This window comes from Phreatobacter sp. GW821-FHT04C01, from assembly GCF_059420385.1.
In genome coordinates this window covers 504257-526830 of sequence record NZ_JBWKTP010000001.1, presented here as the reverse complement: position 1 = coordinate 526830, position 22574 = coordinate 504257, and the positions used below count along the sequence as shown (strand labels likewise).

The 22574-nt window shown below is 66.7% G+C and carries 22 protein-coding genes; 3 read left to right on the top strand and 19 right to left on the bottom strand.

Features of this window, described 5'->3' with window-relative positions; translation table 11 throughout:
- Positions 1-41: 41 nt before the first annotated feature.
- From AC07WJ_RS02435 to AC07WJ_RS02365, 15 genes are all read right to left on the bottom strand, one after another.
- Complete coding sequence (locus tag AC07WJ_RS02435; protein WP_293426991.1) at positions 42-380, bottom strand: P-II family nitrogen regulator; 339 nt, start codon at positions 378-380, stop codon at positions 42-44.
- Positions 381-682: 302 nt separating this feature from the next.
- A complete protein-coding gene (gene tesB / locus AC07WJ_RS02430) occupies positions 683-1546 on the bottom strand; it encodes an acyl-CoA thioesterase II (protein ID WP_494932937.1) in 864 nt (287 codons plus the stop codon).
- A gap of 82 nt (positions 1547-1628) precedes the next feature.
- Positions 1629-2423, bottom strand: a complete 795-nt coding sequence (locus AC07WJ_RS02425) for an ABC transporter permease (RefSeq protein WP_494932936.1) — start codon at positions 2421-2423, stop codon at positions 1629-1631.
- Positions 2420-3322, bottom strand: a complete 903-nt coding sequence (locus AC07WJ_RS02420; protein WP_494932935.1) for an ABC transporter permease subunit — start codon at positions 3320-3322, stop codon at positions 2420-2422. The genes AC07WJ_RS02425 and AC07WJ_RS02420 overlap by 4 nt, the downstream gene beginning before the upstream one ends.
- 5 nt (positions 3323-3327) lie before the next feature.
- Positions 3328-4473, bottom strand: a complete 1146-nt coding sequence (locus AC07WJ_RS02415) for an ABC transporter ATP-binding protein (protein ID WP_494932934.1) — start codon at positions 4471-4473, stop codon at positions 3328-3330.
- 370 nt (positions 4474-4843) lie between these two features.
- Entirely contained in the window at positions 4844-5947 is a 1104-nt protein-coding gene (locus tag AC07WJ_RS02410; RefSeq protein ID WP_494932933.1) for a polyamine ABC transporter substrate-binding protein, read from the bottom strand.
- 57 nt (positions 5948-6004) lie between these two features.
- Positions 6005-7447: an amidohydrolase family protein gene (locus tag AC07WJ_RS02405; protein WP_494932932.1), complete on the bottom strand. Its 1443-nt coding sequence runs from the start codon at positions 7445-7447 to the stop codon at positions 6005-6007.
- A gap of 39 nt (positions 7448-7486) precedes the next feature.
- Positions 7487-8509, bottom strand: coding sequence for an ABC transporter substrate-binding protein (locus AC07WJ_RS02400; protein ID WP_494932931.1), 1023 nt, complete (start codon positions 8507-8509; stop codon positions 7487-7489).
- 40 nt (positions 8510-8549) lie between these two features.
- Entirely contained in the window at positions 8550-9329 is a 780-nt protein-coding gene (locus tag AC07WJ_RS02395; protein WP_494932930.1) for an ABC transporter permease, read from the bottom strand.
- 1 nt (position 9330) lies between these two features.
- Positions 9331-10224, bottom strand: a complete 894-nt coding sequence (locus tag AC07WJ_RS02390; protein ID WP_494932929.1) for an ABC transporter ATP-binding protein — start codon at positions 10222-10224, stop codon at positions 9331-9333.
- A 33-nt stretch (positions 10225-10257) separates the two neighbouring features.
- Complete coding sequence (locus AC07WJ_RS02385; protein ID WP_494932928.1) at positions 10258-11682, bottom strand: dihydroorotase; 1425 nt, start codon at positions 11680-11682, stop codon at positions 10258-10260.
- Between the two features lie 8 nt (positions 11683-11690).
- The gene (locus tag AC07WJ_RS02380; protein WP_494932927.1) at positions 11691-12485 is read right to left on the bottom strand and encodes an SDR family NAD(P)-dependent oxidoreductase; all 795 of its coding nucleotides are present in this window, start codon (positions 12483-12485) and stop codon (positions 11691-11693) included.
- 10 nt (positions 12486-12495) lie between these two features.
- Positions 12496-13563: an ABC transporter substrate-binding protein gene (locus tag AC07WJ_RS02375; RefSeq protein WP_494932926.1), complete on the bottom strand. Its 1068-nt coding sequence runs from the start codon at positions 13561-13563 to the stop codon at positions 12496-12498.
- Between the two features lie 97 nt (positions 13564-13660).
- Positions 13661-14941: a serine hydrolase domain-containing protein gene (locus AC07WJ_RS02370; protein WP_494932925.1), complete on the bottom strand. Its 1281-nt coding sequence runs from the start codon at positions 14939-14941 to the stop codon at positions 13661-13663.
- Positions 14942-15075: 134 nt separating this feature from the next.
- A complete protein-coding gene (locus AC07WJ_RS02365; protein WP_494932924.1) occupies positions 15076-16512 on the bottom strand; it encodes a homospermidine synthase in 1437 nt (478 codons plus the stop codon).
- A 260-nt stretch (positions 16513-16772) separates the two neighbouring features.
- Between AC07WJ_RS02365 and AC07WJ_RS02360 the strand changes: the two genes are divergently transcribed.
- Together AC07WJ_RS02360 and AC07WJ_RS02355 are read left to right on the top strand one after the other, a co-directional pair.
- Positions 16773-18167 carry a molybdopterin-dependent oxidoreductase gene (locus tag AC07WJ_RS02360; RefSeq protein ID WP_494932923.1) on the top strand — a complete coding sequence of 465 codons (1395 nt, stop codon included), beginning with the start codon at positions 16773-16775 and terminating at the stop codon, positions 18165-18167.
- Between the two features lie 4 nt (positions 18168-18171).
- The gene (locus tag AC07WJ_RS02355; protein ID WP_494932922.1) at positions 18172-18543 is read left to right on the top strand and encodes a hypothetical protein; all 372 of its coding nucleotides are present in this window, start codon (positions 18172-18174) and stop codon (positions 18541-18543) included.
- Positions 18544-18880: 337 nt separating this feature from the next.
- Here the strand turns inward: AC07WJ_RS02355 and AC07WJ_RS02350 are convergent, their stop codons facing one another.
- The 4 genes from AC07WJ_RS02350 to AC07WJ_RS02335 all read right to left on the bottom strand — a co-directional run bounded on the left by AC07WJ_RS02350 (position 18881) and on the right by AC07WJ_RS02335 (position 21229).
- Positions 18881-19453, bottom strand: coding sequence for a DsbE family thiol:disulfide interchange protein (locus AC07WJ_RS02350; protein ID WP_494932921.1), 573 nt, complete (start codon positions 19451-19453; stop codon positions 18881-18883).
- On the bottom strand, positions 19450-19647 hold the full coding sequence (gene ccmD / locus AC07WJ_RS02345) for a heme exporter protein CcmD (protein ID WP_494932920.1): 198 nt from the start codon (positions 19645-19647) through the stop codon (positions 19450-19452). The genes AC07WJ_RS02350 and ccmD overlap by 4 nt, the downstream gene beginning before the upstream one ends.
- A gap of 4 nt (positions 19648-19651) precedes the next feature.
- Positions 19652-20416, bottom strand: coding sequence for a heme ABC transporter permease (locus tag AC07WJ_RS02340; RefSeq protein WP_494932919.1), 765 nt, complete (start codon positions 20414-20416; stop codon positions 19652-19654).
- 144 nt (positions 20417-20560) lie between these two features.
- Positions 20561-21229, bottom strand: coding sequence for an outer membrane protein (locus tag AC07WJ_RS02335; protein ID WP_494932918.1), 669 nt, complete (start codon positions 21227-21229; stop codon positions 20561-20563).
- Between the two features lie 544 nt (positions 21230-21773).
- Between AC07WJ_RS02335 and AC07WJ_RS02330 the strand changes: the two genes are divergently transcribed.
- Positions 21774-22544 carry an SDR family oxidoreductase gene (locus AC07WJ_RS02330; protein ID WP_494932917.1) on the top strand — a complete coding sequence of 257 codons (771 nt, stop codon included), beginning with the start codon at positions 21774-21776 and terminating at the stop codon, positions 22542-22544.
- Positions 22545-22574: the final 30 nt, after the last annotated feature.

Here is a 22574-nt window from a genome sequence, read left to right as displayed (position 1 = left end):
TGGAAATACTCCGGAAGGATATTGGGGCGTTGGGGGCCGCGTCAGAGCGCGTCGATGTCGGTCTCGCCGGTGCGGATGCGCACGGCGTGCTCGATCGAGGTCACGAAGATCTTGCCGTCGCCGATCTGGCCGGTCTTGGCGGCGCCCGCGATGGCAGCCACGACCTTGTCGACGTCGCCCGCCGGCACCGCCACTTCGATCTTCAGTTTCGGCAGAAAACTCACGGCATATTCGGCGCCGCGATAGATTTCGGTATGACCTTTCTGCCGGCCATAGCCCTTCACTTCCGTCACCGTGAGGCCGTGGACCCCGATGCCGGTCAAGGCGTCGCGGACCTCCTCCAGTTTGAATGGCTTGATGATAGCCATCACGATTTTCATATCGACATCCCCGAATTGGCTTCGCCGGAAGGCACCGGGTTGAAGCGTTGCTGGCGGCTTTTCGGCTCAACCCAAGCAGGGGCTGCGATCCGAACCGGGGTCAGGGAATCAAGTCGCGTGCCAGTCGCCGCGACGCATCGAAAAATCAATTATTTCAATAAGATAAGAGGTCAAGCTCGGTGGCATCGGGGTGCCCGCCAGGGTTGCTGCCCAAACAATAGGCAATACAAAGCCTCGCCACAAAGCGGCCGCAGCATTGCCATTCGAGACCGCCTAAAATTGAGGCAGTGGCGATATCCGCCCTAACCGTCCCGGCGGGGTCGGATCAAGCCTTCCTGCGCCACCGAGGCCACCAGCAGGCCGTCGCGGGTGAAGATCGAGCCACGGGCAAAGCCCCTCGCGCCCTGGGCCGAGGGCGAATCATGGGCATAGAGCAGCCACTGGTCGGCGCGGAACGGCCGGTGGAACCACATGGCGTGGTCGAGGCTGGCGCCCTGGATCGTGGCGTCGAACAGGGTGCGCCCATGCGGGATCAGGGCCGCGTCCAGCAGCGTCATGTCCGAGGCATAGGCAAGCACGCAGCGATGGACGACCGGATCGTCGGGCAAGGCGCCGGTGGCCCTGATCCAGGCGTGGAACTTGCCGTCGGGCTGGCGTGCGCCGAGATAGCGCTCGAGCTCGACCGGACGCAGCTCGATCGGCCGTTCGCGGGCGAAATAGGCTTTTATCGCGGCCGGTGCTGCGGGATCGAGATTGCGGCCGATCTCGGCCTCCGCCGGCAGGCTTTCCGGCGGCGGCACGTCGGGCATGCCGAACTGATGCTCGAAGCCTTCCTCCTCGACCTGGAACGAGGCGGAGAGCGAAAAGATCGCGGCGCCGTGCTGGATCGCCAGCACGCGCCGGGTCGAGAAGCTCTTGCCGTCGCGGATGCGCTCGACCTCGTAGATGATCGGTGCCTTGGGATCGCCGGGCAGCACGAAATAGGCATGCAGCGAGTGCGGCGAACGGCCCTCGACCGTGCGGCAGGCGGCCACCAGCGCCTGGCCGATGACCTGGCCGCCGAACACGCGCTGCCAGCCCTCCTGCGGGCTCTGGCCACGGAACAGGTTCACCTCGAGCCGCTCGAGGTCGAGGATCTTCAGGAGGCGATCGACGGCTGCTGACATGAGCGACGGGCCTCCGGCGGGCGCTACTGACTGATCGCAGAGACCACTTTGGATGGACCCCGGTCAAGTTTTCAGCAAGCCGCTACCGCCCCTTGGCGACGGCGTCGCGTTTGGTGGCGAGCGAGGCGGCGATGACCGCCACCGTCACCGCCGCGATCATCAGCGTGCAGATGGCATTGATCTCCGGCGTCACGCCGAGCCGGACCTGGCTGTAGATGCGCATCGGCAGCGTGGTCGCCCCCGGCCCGGTGGTGAAGCTGGCGATGACGAGATCGTCCAGCGACAGGGTGAAGGCGAGCAGGAAACCGGCGATCACCGCCGGCGCGATGATCGGCAGCGTCACCCGCAGGAAGACCTGCGCCGGTGAGGCGCCGAGATCGGCGGCGGCCTCCTCCAGCGAGGCGTCGAAGGTCACCAGGCGCGACTGCACGACCACCGCGACGAAGCCGAGCGTGAAGGTGGCGTGCGCCACCGTCACCGTCCAGAAACCGCGGTCGATGCCGAGCGACACGAACAGCAGCAGCAGAGACAGGCCGGTGATCACCTCGGGCATGACCAGCGGCGCATAGACCATGCCGGTGAACAGGAAGCGGCCGCGAAAGCGCAGGTAGCGGGTCAGGGCAAGCGCCGCCAGCGTGCCGATGACGGTGGCGAGGGTCGCCGAGACGAAGGCGACCTTGGCGGTCATCCAGGCCGATTCCATGAGCTGCCGGTTGTCCAGGATCGCGCCGTACCAGCGCGTCGAGAAGCCGCCCCAGACGGTGACCAGCTGGCTCGCATTGAACGAGAACACGATCAGGATGACGATCGGCAAATAGAGAAAGCCGAAACCCAGCGTCAGCGCGGTCGCGTCGATCCAGCGGGAGCCCCGGTTCATCGTGCGGCCTCCAGCTGGCGCGCCTGCAGGTGCTGGTAGATCATGATCGGCCCGACCAGCACGATCAGCAGCAGGATGGCGACGGCGGAGGCCACCGGCCAGTCGCGATTGGCGAAGAACTCGGTCCACAAGGTCTTGCCGATCATCAGCGTGTCCGAGCCGCCGAGCAGGTCCGGGATCACCACTTCGCCGGTGATCGGGATGAAGCACAGGAAGCAGCCGGCGACGATGCCGGGCAGCGTCAGCGGCACGGTGATGCGCCAGAACGCCAGCCAGGGCGGACAGCCGAGATCGTTGGCCGCCTCCAGCAGGCTGCGGTCGAGCCGTTCCAGCGCCGCATAGAGCGGCAGCACCATGAAGGGCAGGTAGGAATAGACCACGCCGATCAGGATCGCCGTCTCGGTATTGGCGATCTGCAGCCGCGTGCCGATCAGGCCGAGGCCGAGCAACAGCTCGTTCAGCAGTCCCTCCGGCTTCAGGATGCCGATCCAGGCATAGACCCGGATCAGGAAGCTGGTCCAGAACGGCAGGATCACCGCCATGACCAGGAGCGGCCTGAGCCTGTCGGGCGCGCGCGCCATGGCATGCGCCATCGGGTAACCGATAACGAGCAGAATCAAGGTGCCGGTCGCCGCGATCCTGAGCGACGAGACGAAAGCGTCGATATAGAGGCTGTCGCCGGCGATGACCCCGTAATTGGCGAATGACAGCTGCCGCGCCTTGTCGAGCCAGCCGGCGAGGCCGTCGCCGGCCAGGAATGCCGGTTCGTAGGGCGGGATCGCGGTCGCCACCTGCGACAGCGACATCTTCGCGACAATGGCGAAGGGCACCAGGAAGAACAGCGCGAGCCAGAGATAGGGCACCAGGATGGTGACGCGGCGGGTGGCGTGGTCGCTCATCGCGGCTACCGGGTCAGCAGGATGAAGGCATCGGGCGCCACCGCTAGGCGCACCGGCTCATCCCAGGCGATCGGCTGCTCGACGCTGCGCGCGGCGTTGGCGACCGCCGCCCGCAGCCTCTGGGCGCCGGTCTCGACCACATAGGTGGTCCAGTCGCCGAGATAACCGATATCGTGAACCACCCCGGGAATGACCAGGCGGCCCGCCGGCGCCGGCTCGTCGGCGCGCAGGATCCGGGTCTTTTCCGGCCGCCAGGCCACCGCCACCGCCTGGCCGACCGACAGGCTCTCGGCCGTCTCGATCTCGACGCGGCCGGCGATCGCCGTCTCGATCGCCGCGCGGGCACCGGCGACCGCCGCGACCTTGCCTTCGATCAGGTTGATGTCGCCGATGAAGCCGGCGACGTAACGCGTGGCCGGCGCCTCGTAGATGACCGGCGGCGGCGCCACCTGCACCACCCGGCCCTTGTCCATGACTGCGATGCGGGTCGCCATGGTCATCGCCTCGTCCTGGTCATGGGTCACCACGACGAAGGTGACGCCGAGCCGCTGCTGCAGGGCGACCAGTTCGAACTGGGTCTCCTCACGCAGCTTGCGGTCGAGCGCGCCGAGCGGCTCATCGAGCAGCAGCACCTGCGGCCGCTTGACCAGGGCGCGCGCCAGCGCCACCCGCTGGCGCTGGCCACCGGACAATTGATGCGGCTTGCGGCCGGCATAGGTGTCGAGCTTGACCAGTTTCAGCATGGCCGCGACCCGTTCGCGGATCTCGTCCTTCGGCAGCTTTTCCATGGTGAGGCCGAAGGCGATGTTCTTTTCCACCGTCATATGCGGAAACAGCGCATAGGACTGGAACATCATGTTCACCGGGCGCCGATGCGCGGGAACGCCGGCGAGATCCCGGCCGCCGAGCACGACACGGCCTGCGGTCGGCGTCTCGAAACCGGCGAGCAGCCGCATCAGCGTGCTCTTGCCGCATCCCGAGGGACCGAGCAGCGCGAAGAACTCGCGTTCGTAGATCTCCAGCGTCAGGTCATCGACGGCCGTCTCGGCGCCGTAGCGCTTGGTGACGGCGTCATAAACGACCAGCGGCTTCAGGGCCGGGTCGTCCCACGGGGCGAAGGCGGAGCGCACGGCCCCGAGCGATGTCGTCAAAGCAGCAGTCCGCGCGATCTCGTTCACGGCAGGAACGCATAGAGCATTTTCAAGCGAAGTGGGAACCGGTTCGCGAAGAAAATGCGCCGGCGACGCTGCACGGGGATCATCGCCCTCTCCGGACAGGCGCGGCGGCATTCTTGCGCGCTGCTCGATGGCGAAAATCCACCGGAATTGGGCTGAAGTCATGGATGGCCGGGACAAGCCCGGCCAAGACGGAGCGAGCGGGGCGGTGGCGGCCCGGCCTCATTCGCTCGTGCTCGCGCCCCATCGTCTTGCCCGGGCTTGTCCCGGGCATCCACGAATTGCCTGTCCCCACGTCAACCCGCCAAAAGCACAATCGGGCGGTCCTTGGCGGAAACCTCTCGCCTCACCGGCCGGTCTTGGCCCGTGTCCAGGCCCGGGTGATCACCCGCTGCAGGCGGGCATCGGGGCTGGTCACGGTGAACAGCCGCGCCATGACCTCCTCGGGCGGATAGATCGAAGGATTGTCGCGCACCGCGGCCACGACCAGCGGCCTGGCGGCGAGATTGCCGCTGGCATAGGAGACGAAGCTCGCGACCTTGGCGCCGACCTCGGGCCTGAGCAGGTAATTGATGAAGGCCTGGGCGAGATCCGGGTTCGGCGCATCGGCGGGGATCGCCATCTGGTCGAACCACATCTGCGCGCCTTCGCGCGGGATCACATATTGGATGTCGATGCCGTTGCCGGCTTCGCGGGCGCGCTTCTGCGCCTGGAAGATGTCGCCGGAATAGCCGACCACCAGGCAGATATCGCCATTGGCCAGCGCCGAAATATATTCCGAGGAGTGGAACTTGGTCACCAGCGTCCGCAGCAGCTGGATATGGGCGGCGGCGGCCTCCCAGTCCTCGGCGCGCTTGGAATTCGGGTCGCGGCCGAGATAGCGCATCACCGAGGGCAAAAGATCCTCGGCGGTATCGAGGAAATGGATGCCGCAATCCTTGAAACGCTTCAGCGTGTCGAAGTCGAAGGCGAGTTTCCAGGAATCGAGCGGCGCGTCCGCCATCCGCTCGCGGATCTTGGCGACATTGTAGCCGATCCCGGTGGTACCCCAGAGATAGTTCACCGAATAGGCATTGCCCGGATCGAATTCGGCGACCCGGCGCTGCACGTCCGGCCAGAGATTGGTCAGGTTGGGGATCTTCGCCGGCTCGAGCCGGCGGTGCACATTGGCGGCGATCTGGCGCGACAGGAACGGTCCCGAGGGCACCACGATGTCGTAGCCGGTACGGCCCGCCAGAAGCCTCGTCTCCAGCACCTCGTTGGAATCATAGGTGTCGTAGGTGACCTTGGCGTTGAACTCGCGCTCGAAGTCGCGCAGCACCTGCTCGTCGATATAGTTCGACCAGTTGAAGATATGCAGTTCGCGCGTGCCCTGTGCCTCGGCGATCGCCGCCAGGCCGAGGGTCGCGAATGCGGCCACAAGGCCTTTCAACAGGATACGCGCCCGCATGATTCCATCCTTTGAACTGAGCGACCAAGTCCCGGCAATCTAGGCAAAGCGGCGGGCTTAGCAACAGCCCAGGCGGTCGGTGAAATGGTCGCAGATCGCGGTCTCCAGCTCGGGCAGGATGCAGCGAAAACGCTCGCGCGAAGGCATCCCGACCCGCAGCGTCGCCCTCAGTTCGGCTTGCGCGGCATCGAGGTCGATGCCGGTGACCCGGCCGTCCCTCACGATGGTCCGGCCGGCGACCATCGATTCGGCGAGATGGCGGGCCGAACCGCGCGAAAACAGCAATTCGGCGGGGGCGACCGGCAACAGCGCATCCTCGTCGAGGGCGGCCCGGTCGAGCATCAGCAGGTCGGCCGGCGCCCCGGCCTCGATCCGGCCGGTGACCGGCGAGCGCAAGGTCGCGTGGCCATTGGCGAAGACCGCCCGCATGACGTCGGCCGGCGTCACCTTGATATCGAAACCCCAGCCGCCGTGCAGCGACCAGACCAGGCGCATCTCGCGGATCAGGTCGTCATCCTCGTCGAAAGCCTGGCCGTCAATGCCGATGCCCACCTTGCAGCCGGCCTTGAGCATGGCCGCGACCGGCGCGAGCCCGGAACGCAGCGCCAGGTTGGACGAGGTATTGACTGAAATGGTGGCGCCGCTTTCGGCGATGATCGCGAGATCCTCCGGATTGGCCCAGGTGCAATGGGCCAGCGTCAGGCGCGGCGACAGCAGGCCGATATCCCTGAGGTGGCGGGCGATGCCTTGCGGAAAATGCTGGTCGGCATAGGCGCGCTGATAACGCGTCTCGAGCAGATGCATGTGAACCCGCCGGCCGGTGGCGGCCGAGGCCGCGGCAATGGCCTCCAAAAGGTCGGGCGTCGCCCATTGCACGCCGTTCGGGCCGTACTGGACATCGACCATGTCGGAACCAATGGCCTCGGCCACCGCATCGACCCGCGCCATCTGCTCCGCGACGCTCATCGGTGCGCCGAGGAAACGCGTGGTGATATCGGCGCGGGCCTCGTCCGACAGGGCGGCAAGGATCGGCGCGCTGTCGCCATAGACGAGCGGGTTGGTGTTGCGCATGGCGATGCCGAAGGCGATGCGCAGGCCGACATCGCCGGCCGCTCGCGCCACGGCCCTGGCTTCGGTGACGTAGTCGGTCACCCCCTGCACACCGGTATAATGGACCATGACCGCGCCCTGCCCGCCCAACGCCGCCCGGCCGAACGGCGCGAGCGAGGCGAGATGGGCATCGACCGGCGCGAACAGCCTCAGCCGGTGCAGCCAGGTCTCCAGCGGCTTGGCGAAGCCGCCGATCGACGAAGTACGGATCGGCCGGCCGTGGTCATGGGCATTGGCGAGCGCCGGCATGACCAGGAGATCGTCATGCGGCGCCCCCGGCGGCAGGGCCTCGACGCCGGCGATCGTGGCGCCCCCGATCGTGATGCGCGAGGGCCCGCGCGCCACGCCGGAACTGTCGAGGATCGCCGCGCAGGTGATGATGCGGGACATGCAAGCGCTCCATGCAGGCCGGTTGAGCCGGCGGCCCGGTCAGGCCGCGACGCTCCGTTCGGCGGCCGCCGGCAGGAACGCACGGTTGAATACCTCACCCGGAGCCGGCGCGCGCGGCAAGCCGAAAGCGTCGACGATCTGGTCGATCGCCCGCGCCATGCGCGAATCGGCGACATCGCCAAAGCCGAGCTGGCGCACCTCCGGCGTCAGCATGGCCGTCTTGGCGGCATAGTCGACCCGGCGCGCTTCGAGGGCGGCGTTGAACAGCGGTTCGACCCGGGTCATCGGCGCCATGCCGGCCGCCGGATCGGCCAGCACTTCCTTCATCGCCCGGTTGATCGCGGCGACGAGGCCGCGCACGGCCTGAGGCCGGTCGCGCATGAGCTTCTGCGACACCATGATGCCGTTTGAATAGGAGGAGATGCCGTAGTCGCCGAAGATGAACCAGCGGAAGTCCTTGTCCGGATCCTGGCGCATGCCGACGAGGTTCATGTAGCTGGTCAGGGTGAAGATCAGCGAGGCCTGAACCTGGTCCTGGATCAGCATCTGCTCCTGCAGATTAGGCGCCATGTTGAGGATCTCGCTCCTGGCCGGATCGATGCCGTTGAGCTTGGCGAAGGCCGGCCACATGCGGGTGGTGGCCGAGCCGGCGGGTCCGCCGAGCTTCCGGCCCTCCAGGTCCTTGACATCCCTGATGCCGCTCGACGCCTTGACCACGATGCCGAAGGGCGCCTTGTTGTAGATCATGTAGACCATCACGGGCTGCTCGCCGGGACGTGCCGCCGCGTTCTGGATGATCGCGTTGACGTCGCCGAAACCGGCATCATAGGCGCCGCCCATGATGCGCGTGACGGTCGCGGCCGACCCCTCGCCCTGGTCGATCGTCACGTCGAGCCCCGCGTCGCGGAAATAGCCCTTCTCGGCCGCCAGGTAATACCAGGCATGGATGCCCTGGAAGCGCCAGTCGAGGGTGAATTTGATCGGCACCCGGCTCTGCGCCAGCGCCGGACAGGCGAGCGTGGCGGCGCAACCGGCGAGGAACATGCGGCGGGATGCGGTCATGGCGTGTCCTCAAGGTTTTTAGGGAAGCGGGCTCGACGGCTCAGGTGACGGCCAGGTCCTTGCGATGGGCCCAGCCGGTGATCCGGTATTCGACGATGGAAAAGATGACGTAGAGCCCGACGCCGAGCGCGCCGAGCACGAACAGGCCGGCAAAGACCAGCGGCACATTGAAGGTCGAAGACGCGATCATCATCATGTTGCCGATGCCGCGGTTCGAGGCGACCGTCTCGGCCACCACCGAACCGACAAAGGCCAGCGTGATCGCCACCTTCAGCGAGGCGAAGAAATAGGGCATGGAGCGCGGCAGCGCGACGTTCCACAAAATATCGAATTTCGAGGCCTTCAGCGTCTTCATGACGTCCTCGAGTTCGGGTTCGACGGTGGCGATTCCGGTTGCGACATTCACCACGATCGGGAAGATGCAGATGATCGCCGCGGTCAGGATCGCCGGCACGGTGCCGGCGCCGAACCACAGGACGAAGATCGGCACGACCGCGACCTTGGGGATCGAGGAGAAACCGACCAGCAGCGGATAGGCCGTGTCATAGGCGAGCTTCGACGAGCCGACCGCCAGGCCGAAGGCCATGCCGATGACCACCCCGATGCCGAAGCCGACCAGGGTCGTGTAAAGCGTCTGGTAGGTGTGCGGCCAGATCGCCGGCCAGTATTGGACGAGCGCCTGGATGATCTGGCTCGGCCGCGGCAGCACGATGTCGGAAATGCCGAGCATCAGGCAGGCGAGCTCCCAGAACAGGAAGACGCCGATGATCAGGCTGGTCGAGGCGGCCTTTTCACGGATCAGTTCGAGCGCGCGCTCCATCTCAATGCCCTCCGGCCTGAACGATGCCGCTGCCGCCGCGCGCCTCGACGATGAGGCCGCGCAAGGTCTGGTTCAGCGCGACGAAATCCGGCTGATAGGTCATGTCGATGGAACGCGGCCGGGCGAACTGGACCGGCTTGTCCTCGAGGATCCGCCCGGGCCGGGCCGACATCACGCAGATCCGGCTGCCGAGGAAAGCCGCCTCGCGCAGGTCGTGGGTCACCAGCAGCACCGTGGTCTTCCGGGTCATCCACAGCGCCTGCATGATCTGCCAGAGCTCCTCGCGGGTGAACTGGTCGAGCGCGCCGAACGGCTCGTCGAGCAGCAGGAGGTCCGGTTCGTGGATGAGCGCCCGGCAGAGATTGGCCCGCTGCATCATGCCGCCGGACAATTGCCAGGGATATTTGTCGCCGAAACCCGAGAGCCCGACCTGGGCGAGCAGCGCCTCCGCCCGGTCGCGGAACGCGGTCTTGCGCTTGGCCCGGAATTCGCTGCGGAACGGCGGCACGATCTTCAAGGGCAGCATCACATTGTCGCGGATGCTCAGCCAGGGCAGCAAGGTCGGGTTCTGATAGGCCATGCCGATGCGGATCGGGGTCGCGCCGAGCTCACGGCCGCCGACATAGACATAACCGGTCGACGGTTTCATGAGATCGCCGACCAGCTTCAGAAGCGTCGACTTGCCGCAGCCGGACGGGCCGACCAGCGCGACGAAATCGCCCTCGGCGACCGCCAGCGAGGTTTCCGCCAGCGCCTGCACCCGTTTCGCGCCGCGGCCGAAGGTCACCGAGACCTTCTCGAATTCGATGAACGGCCTGGCATGCGACACCTGGGTCGTGCTGCCCGGATTATGGGCAACCGGGTCTGGATCGATCGTGGCGAGCGCGGCACGCATGGATGATTCCGATCCTGGCTGCGGGTGGATTGGCTATGACGGGTTCGGAGTTCGCAAGACCGATGCCAAAGTCTGGTCGGTGTGTTTCAGCACGGGCGCCGGCATGCGCTGGATGTCGGTGACCTGCCGGCCGTGCCCTCTCGCCTCGGCGACCAGCTGACGATCCCTCTGGACGAAACGGCCGCGCACCAGCGTGTGCACCGGCACGCCGGTGACGCTCTCGCCTTCGAACGGCGTGACCTTGCCGCGCGAATGCAAGGCCGCCGCCCGGATGGTCTCGGTCCTGGTCATGTCGACGACGGCGATATCGGCATGGGCGCCGGCCTCGATCCGCCCCTTGACCGGCCAGAGACCGAAACGCTTTGCCGGCTGCTCGGCCGAGAAGCGCACATAGTCCTGCAGGCTGAGGCGGCCCCGGGAGACCTGGTTCAGCATCAGCGGCATCTGCGTCTCGACGCCTGGGAAGCCGCAATCCGCCTCCCAGATCACCGCCTTGGTCTTTTCGTCCAGGCTGTGCGGCGCGTGATCGGTCTCGATCAGGTCGACCGTGCCATCCTTCAGCGCGGCCCAGATCGCCTGGGAATCGGCGGCCTCGCGCACCGGCGGATTGACCCGGATGACCGAGCCGAGCCGGGCATAATCGCCGGTGTCGAGCAGCAGGTAGCAGGGACAGGTGCCGCCCGTGATGTCGACGCCGCGCGCCTTGGCGTCGCGTAAGGGGCCGAGTTCGAGGGCCGAGGAAATGTGCAGGACATGCACCCGCGCGCCGGTCCATTCGGCCAGGATCGCCGCGCGCGCCACCGCCTCCGCCGCCACCACCGCCGGCCGCGCCGCGATGTGGGCGAGTGGATCGTTGCGGCCGGCGGCGATCAGCCGCTGCTGGCGCCAGGCCATGATCGATGCCGTCTCGGCATGGAGCGAAATGCGCAGGCCCGAGGGCGCGATGATCTCGAACCCCTCCAGCATGGCGCCGGTCGAGGGCGAGGGTAGATTGCCGAAAGTATTGCCCATGAAGCACTTGAAGGCGTTGACGCCGCCGTCGATCAGTCCCTGGAGCTCGGCGATATTGTCTTCCGCCAGCAGGCCATAGATGCCGAAATCGACATAGGCCTTTCGCGCGGCCGCCTGCTTGTCGCGAAGCTCGGTGAGCGAGCGGGTCGGCGGATGGGTATTCGGCATCTCGAACACGGTGGTCGTGCCACCCATGGCGGCGGCCGCCGTGCCGGTTTCCCAATCTTCCTTGTGGGTATAGCCGGGCTCGCGGAAATGCACGTGCACGTCGATGGCGCCGGGCAGGACGAACAGGCCGGTCGCGTCGAGTGTCTCACGCGCCCCGGTCAGCGACCCCGGCGCCCCGACCGCCTGGATCAGGCCGTCCTTGACCGCCACGTCGGCGGCAAAGGTGGCGCTGCCGCCAACCACCGTGCCGCCTTTGATCAGAAGATCGGGACCGCTCATCTCCGGCCTCACAACATGGCCCAGCCGCCGTCGACCGGCAGGTCGACGCCGGTGATCTGGCGCGCTGCGTCGGAGGCCAGGAACAGGCAGGCATTGGCGACGTCGACATCGGTCGAAACCCGCCGGAGCGCATAGTCGCTCGCGTGCTTCTCGACCGCCTCGGCTTCCGAAATACCGAGCCGGCGCGCCATTTCCGGCACCACCTTGGTGCGGAAGCGCTCGCCCTCGATCATCCCCGGCGCCACGCAATTGACGTTGATGCCATAGGGACCGACCTCGAGCGCGAAGCTCTTGGTGATGCCGCGCAATCCCCATTTCGACGCCGAATAGGCCATGCGGCCGGCCCTGCCCCGCATGCCGAAGGTGCCGCCGACATTGACGATCTTGCCGTAGCCCTGCGCGATCATGGCGGGTGTAACCGCCTTCATGGTGTTGAAACAGCCGCGCATGTTGAGATCGACGATCTCGTCGAACTCCTCTTCGGTGGTCTGCCAGCCGGTCTTGCCGATCGGCCCCGAACCGCCGGCGACATTGACCAGCACGTCGATCCGCCCGCCGAAGGCCGCCATCGCGCCGGCGACCGCCGCGTCGCAATCGGCGCTCCTGGTGATGTCGCAGGCAAAGACCCTGATATCCGCGCCGGCCGCCCGTGCCTCGCCGGCCACCGGTTCGATCGCGCCGATATCCCGGCCGAGCAGCGCCAGCCGTGCGCCTTCGGCCGCAAAACCACGGGTGACCGCCGCGCCCATGCCCTTGGCCGGTCCGGTGATGACCACGACGCGGCCTTTGAGATCGAGTTCCATGATGCTTCCCTCAGCCGAGCCGGGTGATGCGTTCGGCCATGGGCGGCAGGAAGGCATCGGTGAAGATCTCGGCGGGAGCCGGCGCACGCGCCAGCCCATTGGCCTCGCGTACGATGCCGATCGATCGGGCGAGCCGCACAGGATCCGGCGCGCCGAGCCCCGATGTCGCAATCTCCGGATGCGCCATTTCGTCCTGCAGGGTGGCGATCAGCCGTTCTTTCTCGACCGCCTTGTTGATCAGCGGCTCGCGCCGGGCGACCGCCTCGACCGCGGCGTCGAGACCTCTAAGCGTATCGACGAGACCCCGGTTGAAGGCGCGCACCACGCCGCGCGCGGCGTCCGGATTGTCGGTGGTGAGCTTCTTCGAGACGATCAGGCAGTTGGAATAGAGATCCATGCCGTGATCGCCGTAATTGATGAAGCGGAACTGCTTGTCGGGATCGATGCCGACCAGCTTGGCGGAAAACCGGATCGTGTTGACGAAGCCGAATACGCCCGCGACCTGGTCGCGCTGCAGCATCTGCTCGCGCAGGCTCGGCGCCATATTGGTGATGCCGATCTTCGCCGCGTCGATGCCGGCGAGCTTGCAGAAGGCCGGGAACAATTGCAGCGCGCCGTCATTGGCCGGGCCGCCGAGTGTCCGGCCCTCCAGATCTTTGGGCGATTTGATCGGCCCGTCGGCCTTGACCGCGATGGTGAAGGGCGGGCGGTTGAACATCATGTAGATGCCGACCGGCGTCGACGGATCGGGCCCGGGCTTGCGGCCGGCCAGCACCATCAGCGCGTTGATGTCGCCGAAGCCCATGTCATAGGCACCCGAGGCGACCCGGCCGACCGCCGCGCCGGACCCGTCGCCCTGGTCGATTTCCAGCTCGACGCCGGCCTCGCGCAGATAGCCTTTGTCCTGGGCCAGGAAGAACCAGCTCTGCGGGCCCTGATAGCGCCAGTTCAGCACCATGCGCAGCTTGGTCAGGCTTTGCGCCAAGGCCGGAGCGCCGAGTCCCCTGGCCAGCGCCGCCGCGCCCAGCACACCGCCGGTCAGCGCGCCGAACGAACGGCGCGAAAGCATGGACCCCATGATGCAACCTCTCAGACGGCGAAAGGTTAGGAGCCCCCCGCCATCTGAGCAATTGCATAACATGAGCAGAAGGTGCCTAGGATTTAGGCAATTTTGCTCAGCGGCCAGCACGCCCCATGGCGCCATAGACCAGGTTGCGCATGACCGACTGGTAATAGTTGCGCTGGTTCGGCGCCTGGATCATCAGCACCACTCCGAGATCATTGGCCGGGTCGACCCAGAAGCGCGTACCGGTGATGCCGCCCCACCAGGCTTCGCCCCTGTTGCCGATGGTCGCCGCCATGCCCTGGTCGGTTCGCACCGCGAAGCCGAGACCGAAACCATGGCCCGCACCCGGCAGATAGATCGGGCCGCGCACCGGCCCCAGATGATCCGACATCATGTAGCGGATGGTCTGCGGTGACAGCAGCCGGACGCCATCGAGCTCGCCTTCGTTCAACAGCATCCGCATGAAGCGGCCATAATCCCGCGCGGTCGAGGCGGCGCCAGCGCCGCCGGAGAAGCGTTTTGGCGGCTTGGTCAGATCCAGCCAGTTCATCGTCTCCGTGTCGGGATCGCCAGGCCGGGCATTGGCCAGGCGCGCGAGCCTCTGGCCGGTCACCTGAAACACCGTGTCGCGCATGCCGAGCGGCCTCAGCACCATCTCGTCGAGCGCCACGTCCAGGCTCTTGCCGGTGACGCGCTCGACGACGTGGCCGAGAATGTCGGTGGAGACGGAATATTCGAAGGTGCTCCCCGGCTGGTACATCAGCGGTATCGTCTTGAGCCGGCGCAACATCTCGCCCGCATCAGGCCCGTAGAGCCCGGCAATGTCCTGATCGGCATAGGCCCGGCGCACCGGGTTCATTTGGCCGAGGAAATGATAGGTCAGGCCCGAAGTGTGCCGGAACAGATCCTGAATGGTGATCGGCCGGGCATCGACGAGCTCGGTCGTGACCTGGCCGCCGGCGTCGCGTCGTTCGACGGCGACCTTCAGCCCCTGCAATTCGGGCAAATAAGCGGAAACCGGGTCGTTGAGCTGGATCTTGCCCTGCTCGACCAGTTGCATGGCCGCGACCGAGACCAGCGGCTTGGTCATCGAGGCGATCCGGAAAATCGAATCGCGCCGCATCGGCCTGGCGGCGGCGATATCCTGCTGGCCGAAGGCCTCTTCGAGCAGCGTGCCGTTGCCGCGGGTGATCAGCAGCACCGCGCCGGGAATGCGGCCCTGCGCCACGTCCGTGCGCAATTGCTGGCGAATCCGCTCGAGCCCCGATGGTGTGAAGCGCGCCGGCGCGGCCGCCTCCCGGGCAAAGGCCGGGACGGCGGGCGGCGTCCCCAGCGCAAGGCCGAGCGCCATGGCCGCGCCGATCAGCGCGGCCCGTGGTCGGATAGGCATGGGCATCCTCCCCTGGAACGATCGTTGGACCGGCCGCCGTCGAGGGCGGCCGGAACCAAGGATGGTCCGCCGTTCCGGCTGGAACAACCGGATCGGCACTCAGGAGAAAACCGGAACCCGATCGCCGGGAACCGTCAGTCCCGCACGAGAATGTTGCGGAACTGCCAGGGATCGCTGGTGTCGATATCCTCGGGGAAATAGCCCGGACGGCCGTCCAGCGGCGTCCAGTCGGTATAGGTGCCGATGACCGGACCGAGATAGGGCCGCTGGATTTCCAGGCAGCGCTGGAAATCGACGTCGTCGGCTTCGACGATGCCGGCTTCCGGGTTTTCCAGCGCCCAGACCATGCCGGCGAGCACGGCCGAGGTCACCTGCAGGCCGGTGGCGTTCTGATAGGGCGCCAGCCGCCGGGCCTCCTCGATGGAGAGCTGCGACCCGTACCAATAGGCGTTCTTGCCATGGCCGTAGAGCAGCACGCCGAGTTCGTCGACACCGTCCTCGATCTCGTTCTCGCTGAGAATCTGCCAGCCGTCCTGCCGCTTGCCGGCGGCGCCGAACATTTCATGCAGCGACAGCACCGCGTCGTTCGACGGGTGATAGGCATAGTGGCAGGTCGGCCGGTAGGTCACCTTGCCCGCGCCGTCGCGCACGGTCAGGAAATCGGCGATCGAGATCGCCTCGTTATGGGTGACCAGGTAGGCATATTGGGCGCCGCGGGTCGGGCACCAGGAGCGCACCCGGGTATTGGCGCCGGCCTGCAGCAGATAGATGGCCGCGCCCGAGCCGACGCTGTGCCGCCGCGCCGTGTCCGGCATCCAGGTCTCATGGGTGCCCCAACCGAGCTCGGCCGGCTGCTGGCCCTCGGAGATGAAGCCTTCGACCGACCAGGTGTTGACGAAGACATTGGCCGGCTTCGGCTTCTTGGAGCGCTGGGTGTCGCGCTCGGCGATGTGAATGCCCTTGATCCCGACCTTGGCGGCCAGCGCCGCCCATTCGGTTTTCGATTTCGGCACGGCATAGGGCACGCCGCTGTCGGTCGCCACATTCAGCAGCGCCTGCTTGACGAACCAGGACACCATGCCCGGATTGGCGCCGCAGCAGGACACCGCCGTCGTGCCGCCCGGCGCCCGGGCGCGCGCCGCCAGAACCCGCTCGCGCAGCATGTAGTTGGTGCGCGCGCCGGTATCCATGGTGGCGTCGTAATAGAAGCCCGGCCACGGCTCCGCCACGGTGTCGATGTACAAGGCACCCAGCGTGCGGCACAGCTCCATGATCGCCACCGACGAGGTGTCGACCGACAGGTTGATGCAGAACCCCTGGCCGCCGCCCTTGGTCAGCAGCGGCTGCAGCAGCGTCTTGTAGTTCTCCGGGGTCACCGCCTCCTGGATGAACGTGATGCCGCGCTCATCCAGCAGATGCCGGTTGGTGTCGGCCGGATCGATCACCACCAGGCGGGTCTTGTCGAACCTGAAATGACGTTCGATCAGCGGCAACGTGCCGCGGCCGATGGAGCCGAAACCGATGATCACAATCGGACCGGTAATATCATGATAGACGGGCCACTGGCTCATGAGGGTTCTCCTGAAGAGGCAGGTAGTACAACGAAGGAAAGGCCCCGGCCTTGCGGACGGGACCTGCAAATAGTGCTGGCGCGCATTGGCCATGCGAAAGCCCCCACGTCAACGCCTAATCTTGTGACGGCGTCATGACGTGCGTCATGGATGCGACCTCCAGGCCTCTGGCGGCGACCGCGAGACGGGGTATAATTTTCTCTTCGAACCTGCCACAACGACAATGAAATGCTGACGAATCGCTTCCTGGGAGGGACTTCATGGCGAGGAAGAAGGAACGCTCGGTCGAGGAACTCTATCAGGACGACCCCGAGCGCGCGGAGGCCGAGATATTTGGACGCAGGGCCGCCAAGGCGGCGACCAGCGGCGAAGACGGCACGGCTTCGCGGCGCGGCTTCCTGGGCGGGGCCGGCCTTGCCGCCATGTCGGCGGCGGTCGGCGGCACCATCGTCCATTCCGCGACCATGCCCGGCGGCCTGATCCCGGCCGCCATGGCGCAGACCGCGCCGGCGCAACCGGCCGCTCCGGCGGCAGCCGCGCCGCAAGGCCCGCAACCGCTCGATTATCCCGGCAAGTCGCGCGGCCTCATGCTGCTGCAGGACCGCCCCTTGGTCGCCGAGACGCCGGAACATCTGCTCGACGACGCGACCACGCCGATCGACCGCTTCTTCGTCCGCAACAACGGCCAGATCGCGCCCGACATCGCCAATCCCGACGCCCATGCCTTCGTCATCGACGGCGAGGTCAATGCGCCGCTCAAGCTGACCGTCGGCGAGCTCAAGGTGCGTTATCGCGCGGTCACCTATCGCATGCAGATGGAATGCGGCGGCAATGGCCGCTCGTTCTTCTCGCCGCAGGCGCGTGGCAACCAGTGGGGCAACGGCGCCATCGGCTGCGCCGAATGGACCGGCGTGCCGCTGCGCGACCTGCTGCGTGCCGCCGGCCTCAAGGACACTGCCCGCTTCACCGGCAATTACGGCGCCGATCCGCACCTCTCGGGCGATGCCGCGCGCCAGTCGATCTCGCGCGGCATGCCGGTCGCCAAGGCTCTCGAGCGCCACACGCTGGTGGCCTTCGCCATGAACGGCCAGCCGATCCCGCATATCCATGGCGGGCCGGTCCGGCTGATCACGCCGGGCTGGCCGGGCTCGCTGTCGCACAAGTGGCTGACCCGCATCTGGATCCGCGACAAGCCGCATGACGGCGCCGGCATGGGCGGCACGAGCTACCGTGTCCCGACCGTGCCGATCGTACCGGGCTCCAATGTCGACGGCCGCGACAATTTCGCCGACATGACCTCGATGCCCCTGCGCTCGATCCTGACCAGCCATGCCAACGGCACGCGGCTGGCCAAGGGCACCCGTACGCTGGACATCCGCGGCGCGGCCTGGGCCGGCGATCTCGACGTCCAGCGCGTCCATGTCTCGACCGATTTCGGCCAGACCTGGCGCGCCATGCGGCTGGCCGAGGCCAAGAACCGCTATGACTGGCGCCGCTGGTCGGGCTCGATCCAGCTGCCGACCGACGGCTATTACGAGGTCTGGGTGCGCGGCCAGGACAGCGCGGGCAAATACCAGCCGCACACCGCCGGCAATTGGAACCCGCAAGGCTACGGCGCCAACTCGTTCCACCGCATCGCCATGCTGGTGGGGTGACCCGATGCGATCATGGGGACTTCTGACCGTCGCGCTGATGCTGGGCATCGGCGCGGCGGGCGCACCCGTCCGGGCGCAGACGCCGCCGAATTTCCAGCCCCAGGCCGAAACACCCGAAGCCTGGCCGGCCGGAGAAGGCCGCGACGAGACTTTCTACATGTGCACCGCCTGCCACGCGACCGGCCTGATCACCCGCATCGGCCAGACGCGCGAGCAATGGAGCGGCGTCATCGACCTGATGGTGTCGAAGCACGGCATGCCGGCGCCGGACGCCAAGGACCGGGAGATTTTCGTGAACTACCTCTCGGCGGCCTTTCCGCTGCGCGCGCCGGCGCAGGGCGGCGGCTGGCGCAATCCGTTCCAGCCGACGCGTTGACCACCGCTGCTCGGTGATTTTGATTCTTTGACTCCGGGTTGCTCGGCGTTGCGCTGATGGAACCAGGTCGAAAGTGCGAAATGCAGCGGATCGCATGCCGGATGGCGCGCTCCATGGGCAAATCGGGTTGAATGCGTGGATGGCCGGGACAAGCCCGGCCAAGACGAGAAATACCGTCGAGCCAGCGCGCTGACCCCACCGTCACACGACGCGGACCGTGGCCCAGGACGCCGTGAGGGACACACATCGTCTTGCCCGGGCTTGTCCCGGGCATCCACGACTTGTTCCTTTGCGAAATCAACCGGTCACAATCATTGCGCCGCCGCGATAACCGGCATCACCGGGCGGCGAGCGCCGCCTCGATCTGCGGCCTTATGCGCGAGACCAGCGTCTGCGGCGTGATCGGGCCGACATGCTTGTAGAGAATGTGGCCGTCGCGGCCGACGATGAAGGTCTCGGGAACCCCGTAGACGCCCCAGTCGATGGCGGCCCGGCCGTTCGGGTCGACGCCGACGAACTGATAGGGATTGCCGCCGCGCGCCAGGAAGCGGCGGGCATTGTCGGGCTGATCCTTCTGGTTGATCCCGGCCATGCGGATGCGCGTGTCCTTGGCCAGCTCGACCAGGACGGGATGTTCCTCATGGCAGGGAATGCACCAGGACGCGAAGACATTGACCACGGTCACCTGGCCCTGGAGATCGGCATTGGAGAAGCCGGGCCGGCCGATGCCGTCGAGGGGCGCCAGCGCGAAGGTCGGCGCCGGCTTGCCGATGAGGGCCGAGGGCAGCTTCTGCGGGTCGCCCTGCAGGCCGACCAGGAACAGCACCGCCAGGCCGATGAACACGGCGAGCGGCAGCAATGGCAGCCAGGACCGCCGCTTGGGCGCCACGGGAGCGCTCGCCTCGGTCATGTCGCGTCCTCCGCTTGCGCCGCCGAGCGGCGGGTCACGCCGCGCTTCTGCAGGTCGGCGAGGATGGCGGTCTGCTTGCCGTGGTCGACGACGATCCAGGCGACGAGGCCGGCAATGGTCGCGACGCTCAGCCCATAGGCCGCCAGGATGAAGCCGGCATGCGGCTGCTGCAGGAAGACATCAAGCCCGAGCATCGCGTCACTCCCCCGGCATCAGCCTGGCGCCGGCGGGCACCGCCTCGCGCTGGGCCTGGACCAGGCGGATCGCCCGGACCCGGCGGCGCAGCACCTCGTTGCGCATGGCGGCGAGATGCAGCGTCAGGAACAGCAAGGTGAAAGCCACCGCTGAGACCAACAGCGGCGTCAGGATCGAGGCGTGAATGGTCGGACCGTCGAGCCGGAACACGGAAGCCGGCTGATGCAGGGTATTCCACCAGTCGACCGAGAACTTGATGATCGGGATATTGACCGAGCCGACCAGCGTCAGCACGGCCGCGGCCCGCCCGGCCCGGCCGGGATCGTCGACCGAGCGCCAGAGCGCGATCAGGCCGAGATACATCAGGAACAGCACCAGTTCCGAGGTCAGGCGCGCGTCCCAGATCCACCAGGTGCCCCACATCGGCTTGCCCCAGAGCGAGCCGGTGGCCAGGCACAGAAAGGTGAAGGCCGCGCCGATGGGGGCCGCCGCCTTGGCCGCGACATCGGCGAGCGGATGGCGCCAGACCAGCGTGCCCAGCGCCGACACCGCCATCAGCGAATAACACATCATCGACAGCCAGGCCGCCGGCACATGGATGAACATGATCCTGACCGTGCCGCCCTGCTGGTAGTCGTCGGGGGCCACGAAAAACACCAGGTAGCCGGCGGCGACGAACGTCAGCACGCTCGCCCCGGCGAGCCACGGCAGGGCCCGCGCGACGAACGCCAGGAAACGGGTCGGGTTGGCGAGATCGAGAAGCGCCATGATCGGGCTGGTTTAATCTCGAGAGCCGCGCGGTGCAATGCGGCGGATCAACCCGGCCGCCTTGCCTGTTATGCACGAGGCGGGCCCCAAATGAAAACGGCCCGGGCGAAGCCGGGCCGTTCTCGATGTCGGGCGAAGGTCGGATCAGAAGCGGTAGTTGATACCGGTGCGGAGCTGGTGGCCTTCGAAGCCGAAGCGCGCGCCGGGCATCACGCCATCGTAGCTGGCCTTCTGCAGGCTGGTGTAGCGATATTCGAGCAGCGCCGTCCAGTTGCGGGTGAAGGCATATTCGGCGCCGACGCCGGCGGTCCAGCCGGCCAGGGTCTTCGACTGCGAGAAGCCGCCCGGCAGCGCGTCGCTGACGCGGACGTTGCCCAGCGCCAGACCGCCGGTCGCGTAGAGCAGGAAGTTGTCCTGCACGGCGTAACCGAGGCGGGCACGGATCGAGCCGTTCCAGTTCATGCTGGTGCGCACATCGGTCGGAAAGGTATCGATGTAGCGGCGGTTGATGCTGGAATAGTTCAGGTCGCCGACGACGCCCATGACGAAGCGGTTGACCTGATAGTCGTAGCCGGCCTGCAGGCCGCCGGTGAAGCCGGAGGCGCCGCCGAGGCTGAAGGCCGCGTTGTTGTTGAAGCTCGACGAGAAGTTCGCGCCGATATTGGCGCCGACATAGAAGCCGGTCCAGATGCCGGCCGGGGCGACCGGCACGTAGACGGCCTCCGGATAGGCGCCGCGGCGCGGCAGGTCGGCTGCGAAAGCCGGGGTGGCGAGCACGGCAGCAGTCGCTGCAGCCCAAATGATCTTTTTCATCGTCAACTCCTGTCCCACGAACGTCACGAGGAATGCTTTTCCGTCGCGGACCGTCCCAGATCCAATGCGGTGAACAATCTATAACCGCATTCATTCAAGTTTTCGCGGGATGAATGGCTCCGTCGTTAATGGAGCGTTACCAATCGAACCGCATGCGATCGTTCATGAACGACCGGCGCTGTCATTTCCATCGGTTATTGGCTGAAATGAGGCATCATCTTCGCGTAATGTTTGGAAACAAAGAGTTACTATTCCAGTATATACTTAGGAATTCAAAATATTAAACGTCTATGACAATGTGACATCTTGCGAGATGTGGCGCAATCAAGGCAGGCGCGCGGCGGCCCGAGGATCCGCGGAGTCGAATACCGCAGCGCAACAACGGCGCATCCTGCGACCGGCGGCAGCGGCGGTTGAAAGCCAAGCACAGGCCTGCGCGGTGACTGGCCGCTGTTCGATCGACGGCCCGATCCGCGCCCGTGGCAGAAATGCACCAACGCGCCTATTTCCCATGGGATCGATTCCCGGATTGAACGATGCCCCGATGCCCGAACTGAAAATGCCCCAGACTGAAACCGCGCTGGTCACCGGCGGCGCCCGGCGCATCGGCCGGGCGATTACCGAGGCCCTGGCCATGGCCGGCTTCGGCGTGGTCATCCATGTCAATCGCTCGGCGGCCGAGGGTGAAGCGCTGGCGGCGGCGATTCGCGGCCGCGGCGGCCGGGCCGCGGTGGTCGCGGCGGATCTGGCCGAGCCGACGGCGGTCGACCGGCTGGTCGCCGCGGCGCAGGCCGCGCTCGGTCCGTTGAGCCTCCTGGTCAACAATGCCAGCGAATTCGAGGAGGACCATCTGGGGACCTTGACCCGCGAGGGCTGGAACCGGCAGTTCCGCATCAATCTGCAGACGCCGTCGTTTCTGGCCCAGGACTTCGCCGCGCAGGCCCCCGATGGCGCCTCCATCGTCAATATCGTCGACCAGCGTGTGTTCAAGCCGACGCCGCAATTCTATTCCTACACGCTGACCAAGATCGCCCTGCAGGCGGCGACCCGGACCATGGCCCAGGCGCTGGCGCCCCGGATCCGCGTCAATGCGGTCGCGCCGGGCCCGACCTTCGCCAATGACCGCCAGGACCCCGCGGATTTCGCGCGCCAGGCGGCGTCGACCCTGCTCGGCCAGCCGAGCGCGCCCGAGGCGGTCGCCGAGGCCGTCGTCTATCTTGCCCGCGCCCGGAGCGTGACCGGCACCACCATCGCGGTCGATTCCGGCCAGCACCTGGCCTGGAAGACTGCCGACGTCTGGGGCATCAAGGAGTAGGCTTGCTGCTTCGTGCGCGGCCGATTCCCG

Coding starts and splice junctions, on each gene's coding strand:
- AC07WJ_RS02435 (WP_293426991.1), bottom strand. CDS start 380: ATGAAAATCGTGATGGCTATCATCAAGCCATTCAAACTGGAGGAGGTC.
- tesB (WP_494932937.1), bottom strand. CDS start 1,546: ATGTCAGCAGCCGTCGATCGCCTCCTGAAGATCCTCGACCTCGAGCGG.
- AC07WJ_RS02425 (WP_494932936.1), bottom strand. CDS start 2,423: ATGAACCGGGGCTCCCGCTGGATCGACGCGACCGCGCTGACGCTGGGT.
- AC07WJ_RS02420 (WP_494932935.1), bottom strand. CDS start 3,322: ATGAGCGACCACGCCACCCGCCGCGTCACCATCCTGGTGCCCTATCTC.
- AC07WJ_RS02410 (WP_494932933.1), bottom strand. CDS start 5,947: ATGCGGGCGCGTATCCTGTTGAAAGGCCTTGTGGCCGCATTCGCGACC.
- AC07WJ_RS02405 (WP_494932932.1), bottom strand. CDS start 7,447: ATGTCCCGCATCATCACCTGCGCGGCGATCCTCGACAGTTCCGGCGTG.
- AC07WJ_RS02400 (WP_494932931.1), bottom strand. CDS start 8,509: ATGACCGCATCCCGCCGCATGTTCCTCGCCGGTTGCGCCGCCACGCTC.
- AC07WJ_RS02395 (WP_494932930.1), bottom strand. CDS start 9,329: ATGGAGCGCGCGCTCGAACTGATCCGTGAAAAGGCCGCCTCGACCAGC.
- AC07WJ_RS02390 (WP_494932929.1), bottom strand. CDS start 10,224: ATGCGTGCCGCGCTCGCCACGATCGATCCAGACCCGGTTGCCCATAAT.
- AC07WJ_RS02385 (WP_494932928.1), bottom strand. CDS start 11,682: ATGAGCGGTCCCGATCTTCTGATCAAAGGCGGCACGGTGGTTGGCGGC.
- AC07WJ_RS02380 (WP_494932927.1), bottom strand. CDS start 12,485: ATGGAACTCGATCTCAAAGGCCGCGTCGTGGTCATCACCGGACCGGCC.
- AC07WJ_RS02375 (WP_494932926.1), bottom strand. CDS start 13,563: ATGGGGTCCATGCTTTCGCGCCGTTCGTTCGGCGCGCTGACCGGCGGT.
- AC07WJ_RS02370 (WP_494932925.1), bottom strand. CDS start 14,941: ATGCCTATCCGACCACGGGCCGCGCTGATCGGCGCGGCCATGGCGCTC.
- AC07WJ_RS02365 (WP_494932924.1), bottom strand. CDS start 16,512: ATGAGCCAGTGGCCCGTCTATCATGATATTACCGGTCCGATTGTGATC.
- AC07WJ_RS02360 (WP_494932923.1), top strand. CDS start 16,773: ATGGCGAGGAAGAAGGAACGCTCGGTCGAGGAACTCTATCAGGACGAC.
- AC07WJ_RS02355 (WP_494932922.1), top strand. CDS start 18,172: ATGCGATCATGGGGACTTCTGACCGTCGCGCTGATGCTGGGCATCGGC.
- AC07WJ_RS02350 (WP_494932921.1), bottom strand. CDS start 19,453: ATGACCGAGGCGAGCGCTCCCGTGGCGCCCAAGCGGCGGTCCTGGCTG.
- ccmD (WP_494932920.1), bottom strand. CDS start 19,647: ATGCTCGGGCTTGATGTCTTCCTGCAGCAGCCGCATGCCGGCTTCATC.
- AC07WJ_RS02340 (WP_494932919.1), bottom strand. CDS start 20,416: ATGGCGCTTCTCGATCTCGCCAACCCGACCCGTTTCCTGGCGTTCGTC.
- AC07WJ_RS02335 (WP_494932918.1), bottom strand. CDS start 21,229: ATGAAAAAGATCATTTGGGCTGCAGCGACTGCTGCCGTGCTCGCCACC.
- AC07WJ_RS02330 (WP_494932917.1), top strand. CDS start 21,774: ATGCCCGAACTGAAAATGCCCCAGACTGAAACCGCGCTGGTCACCGGC.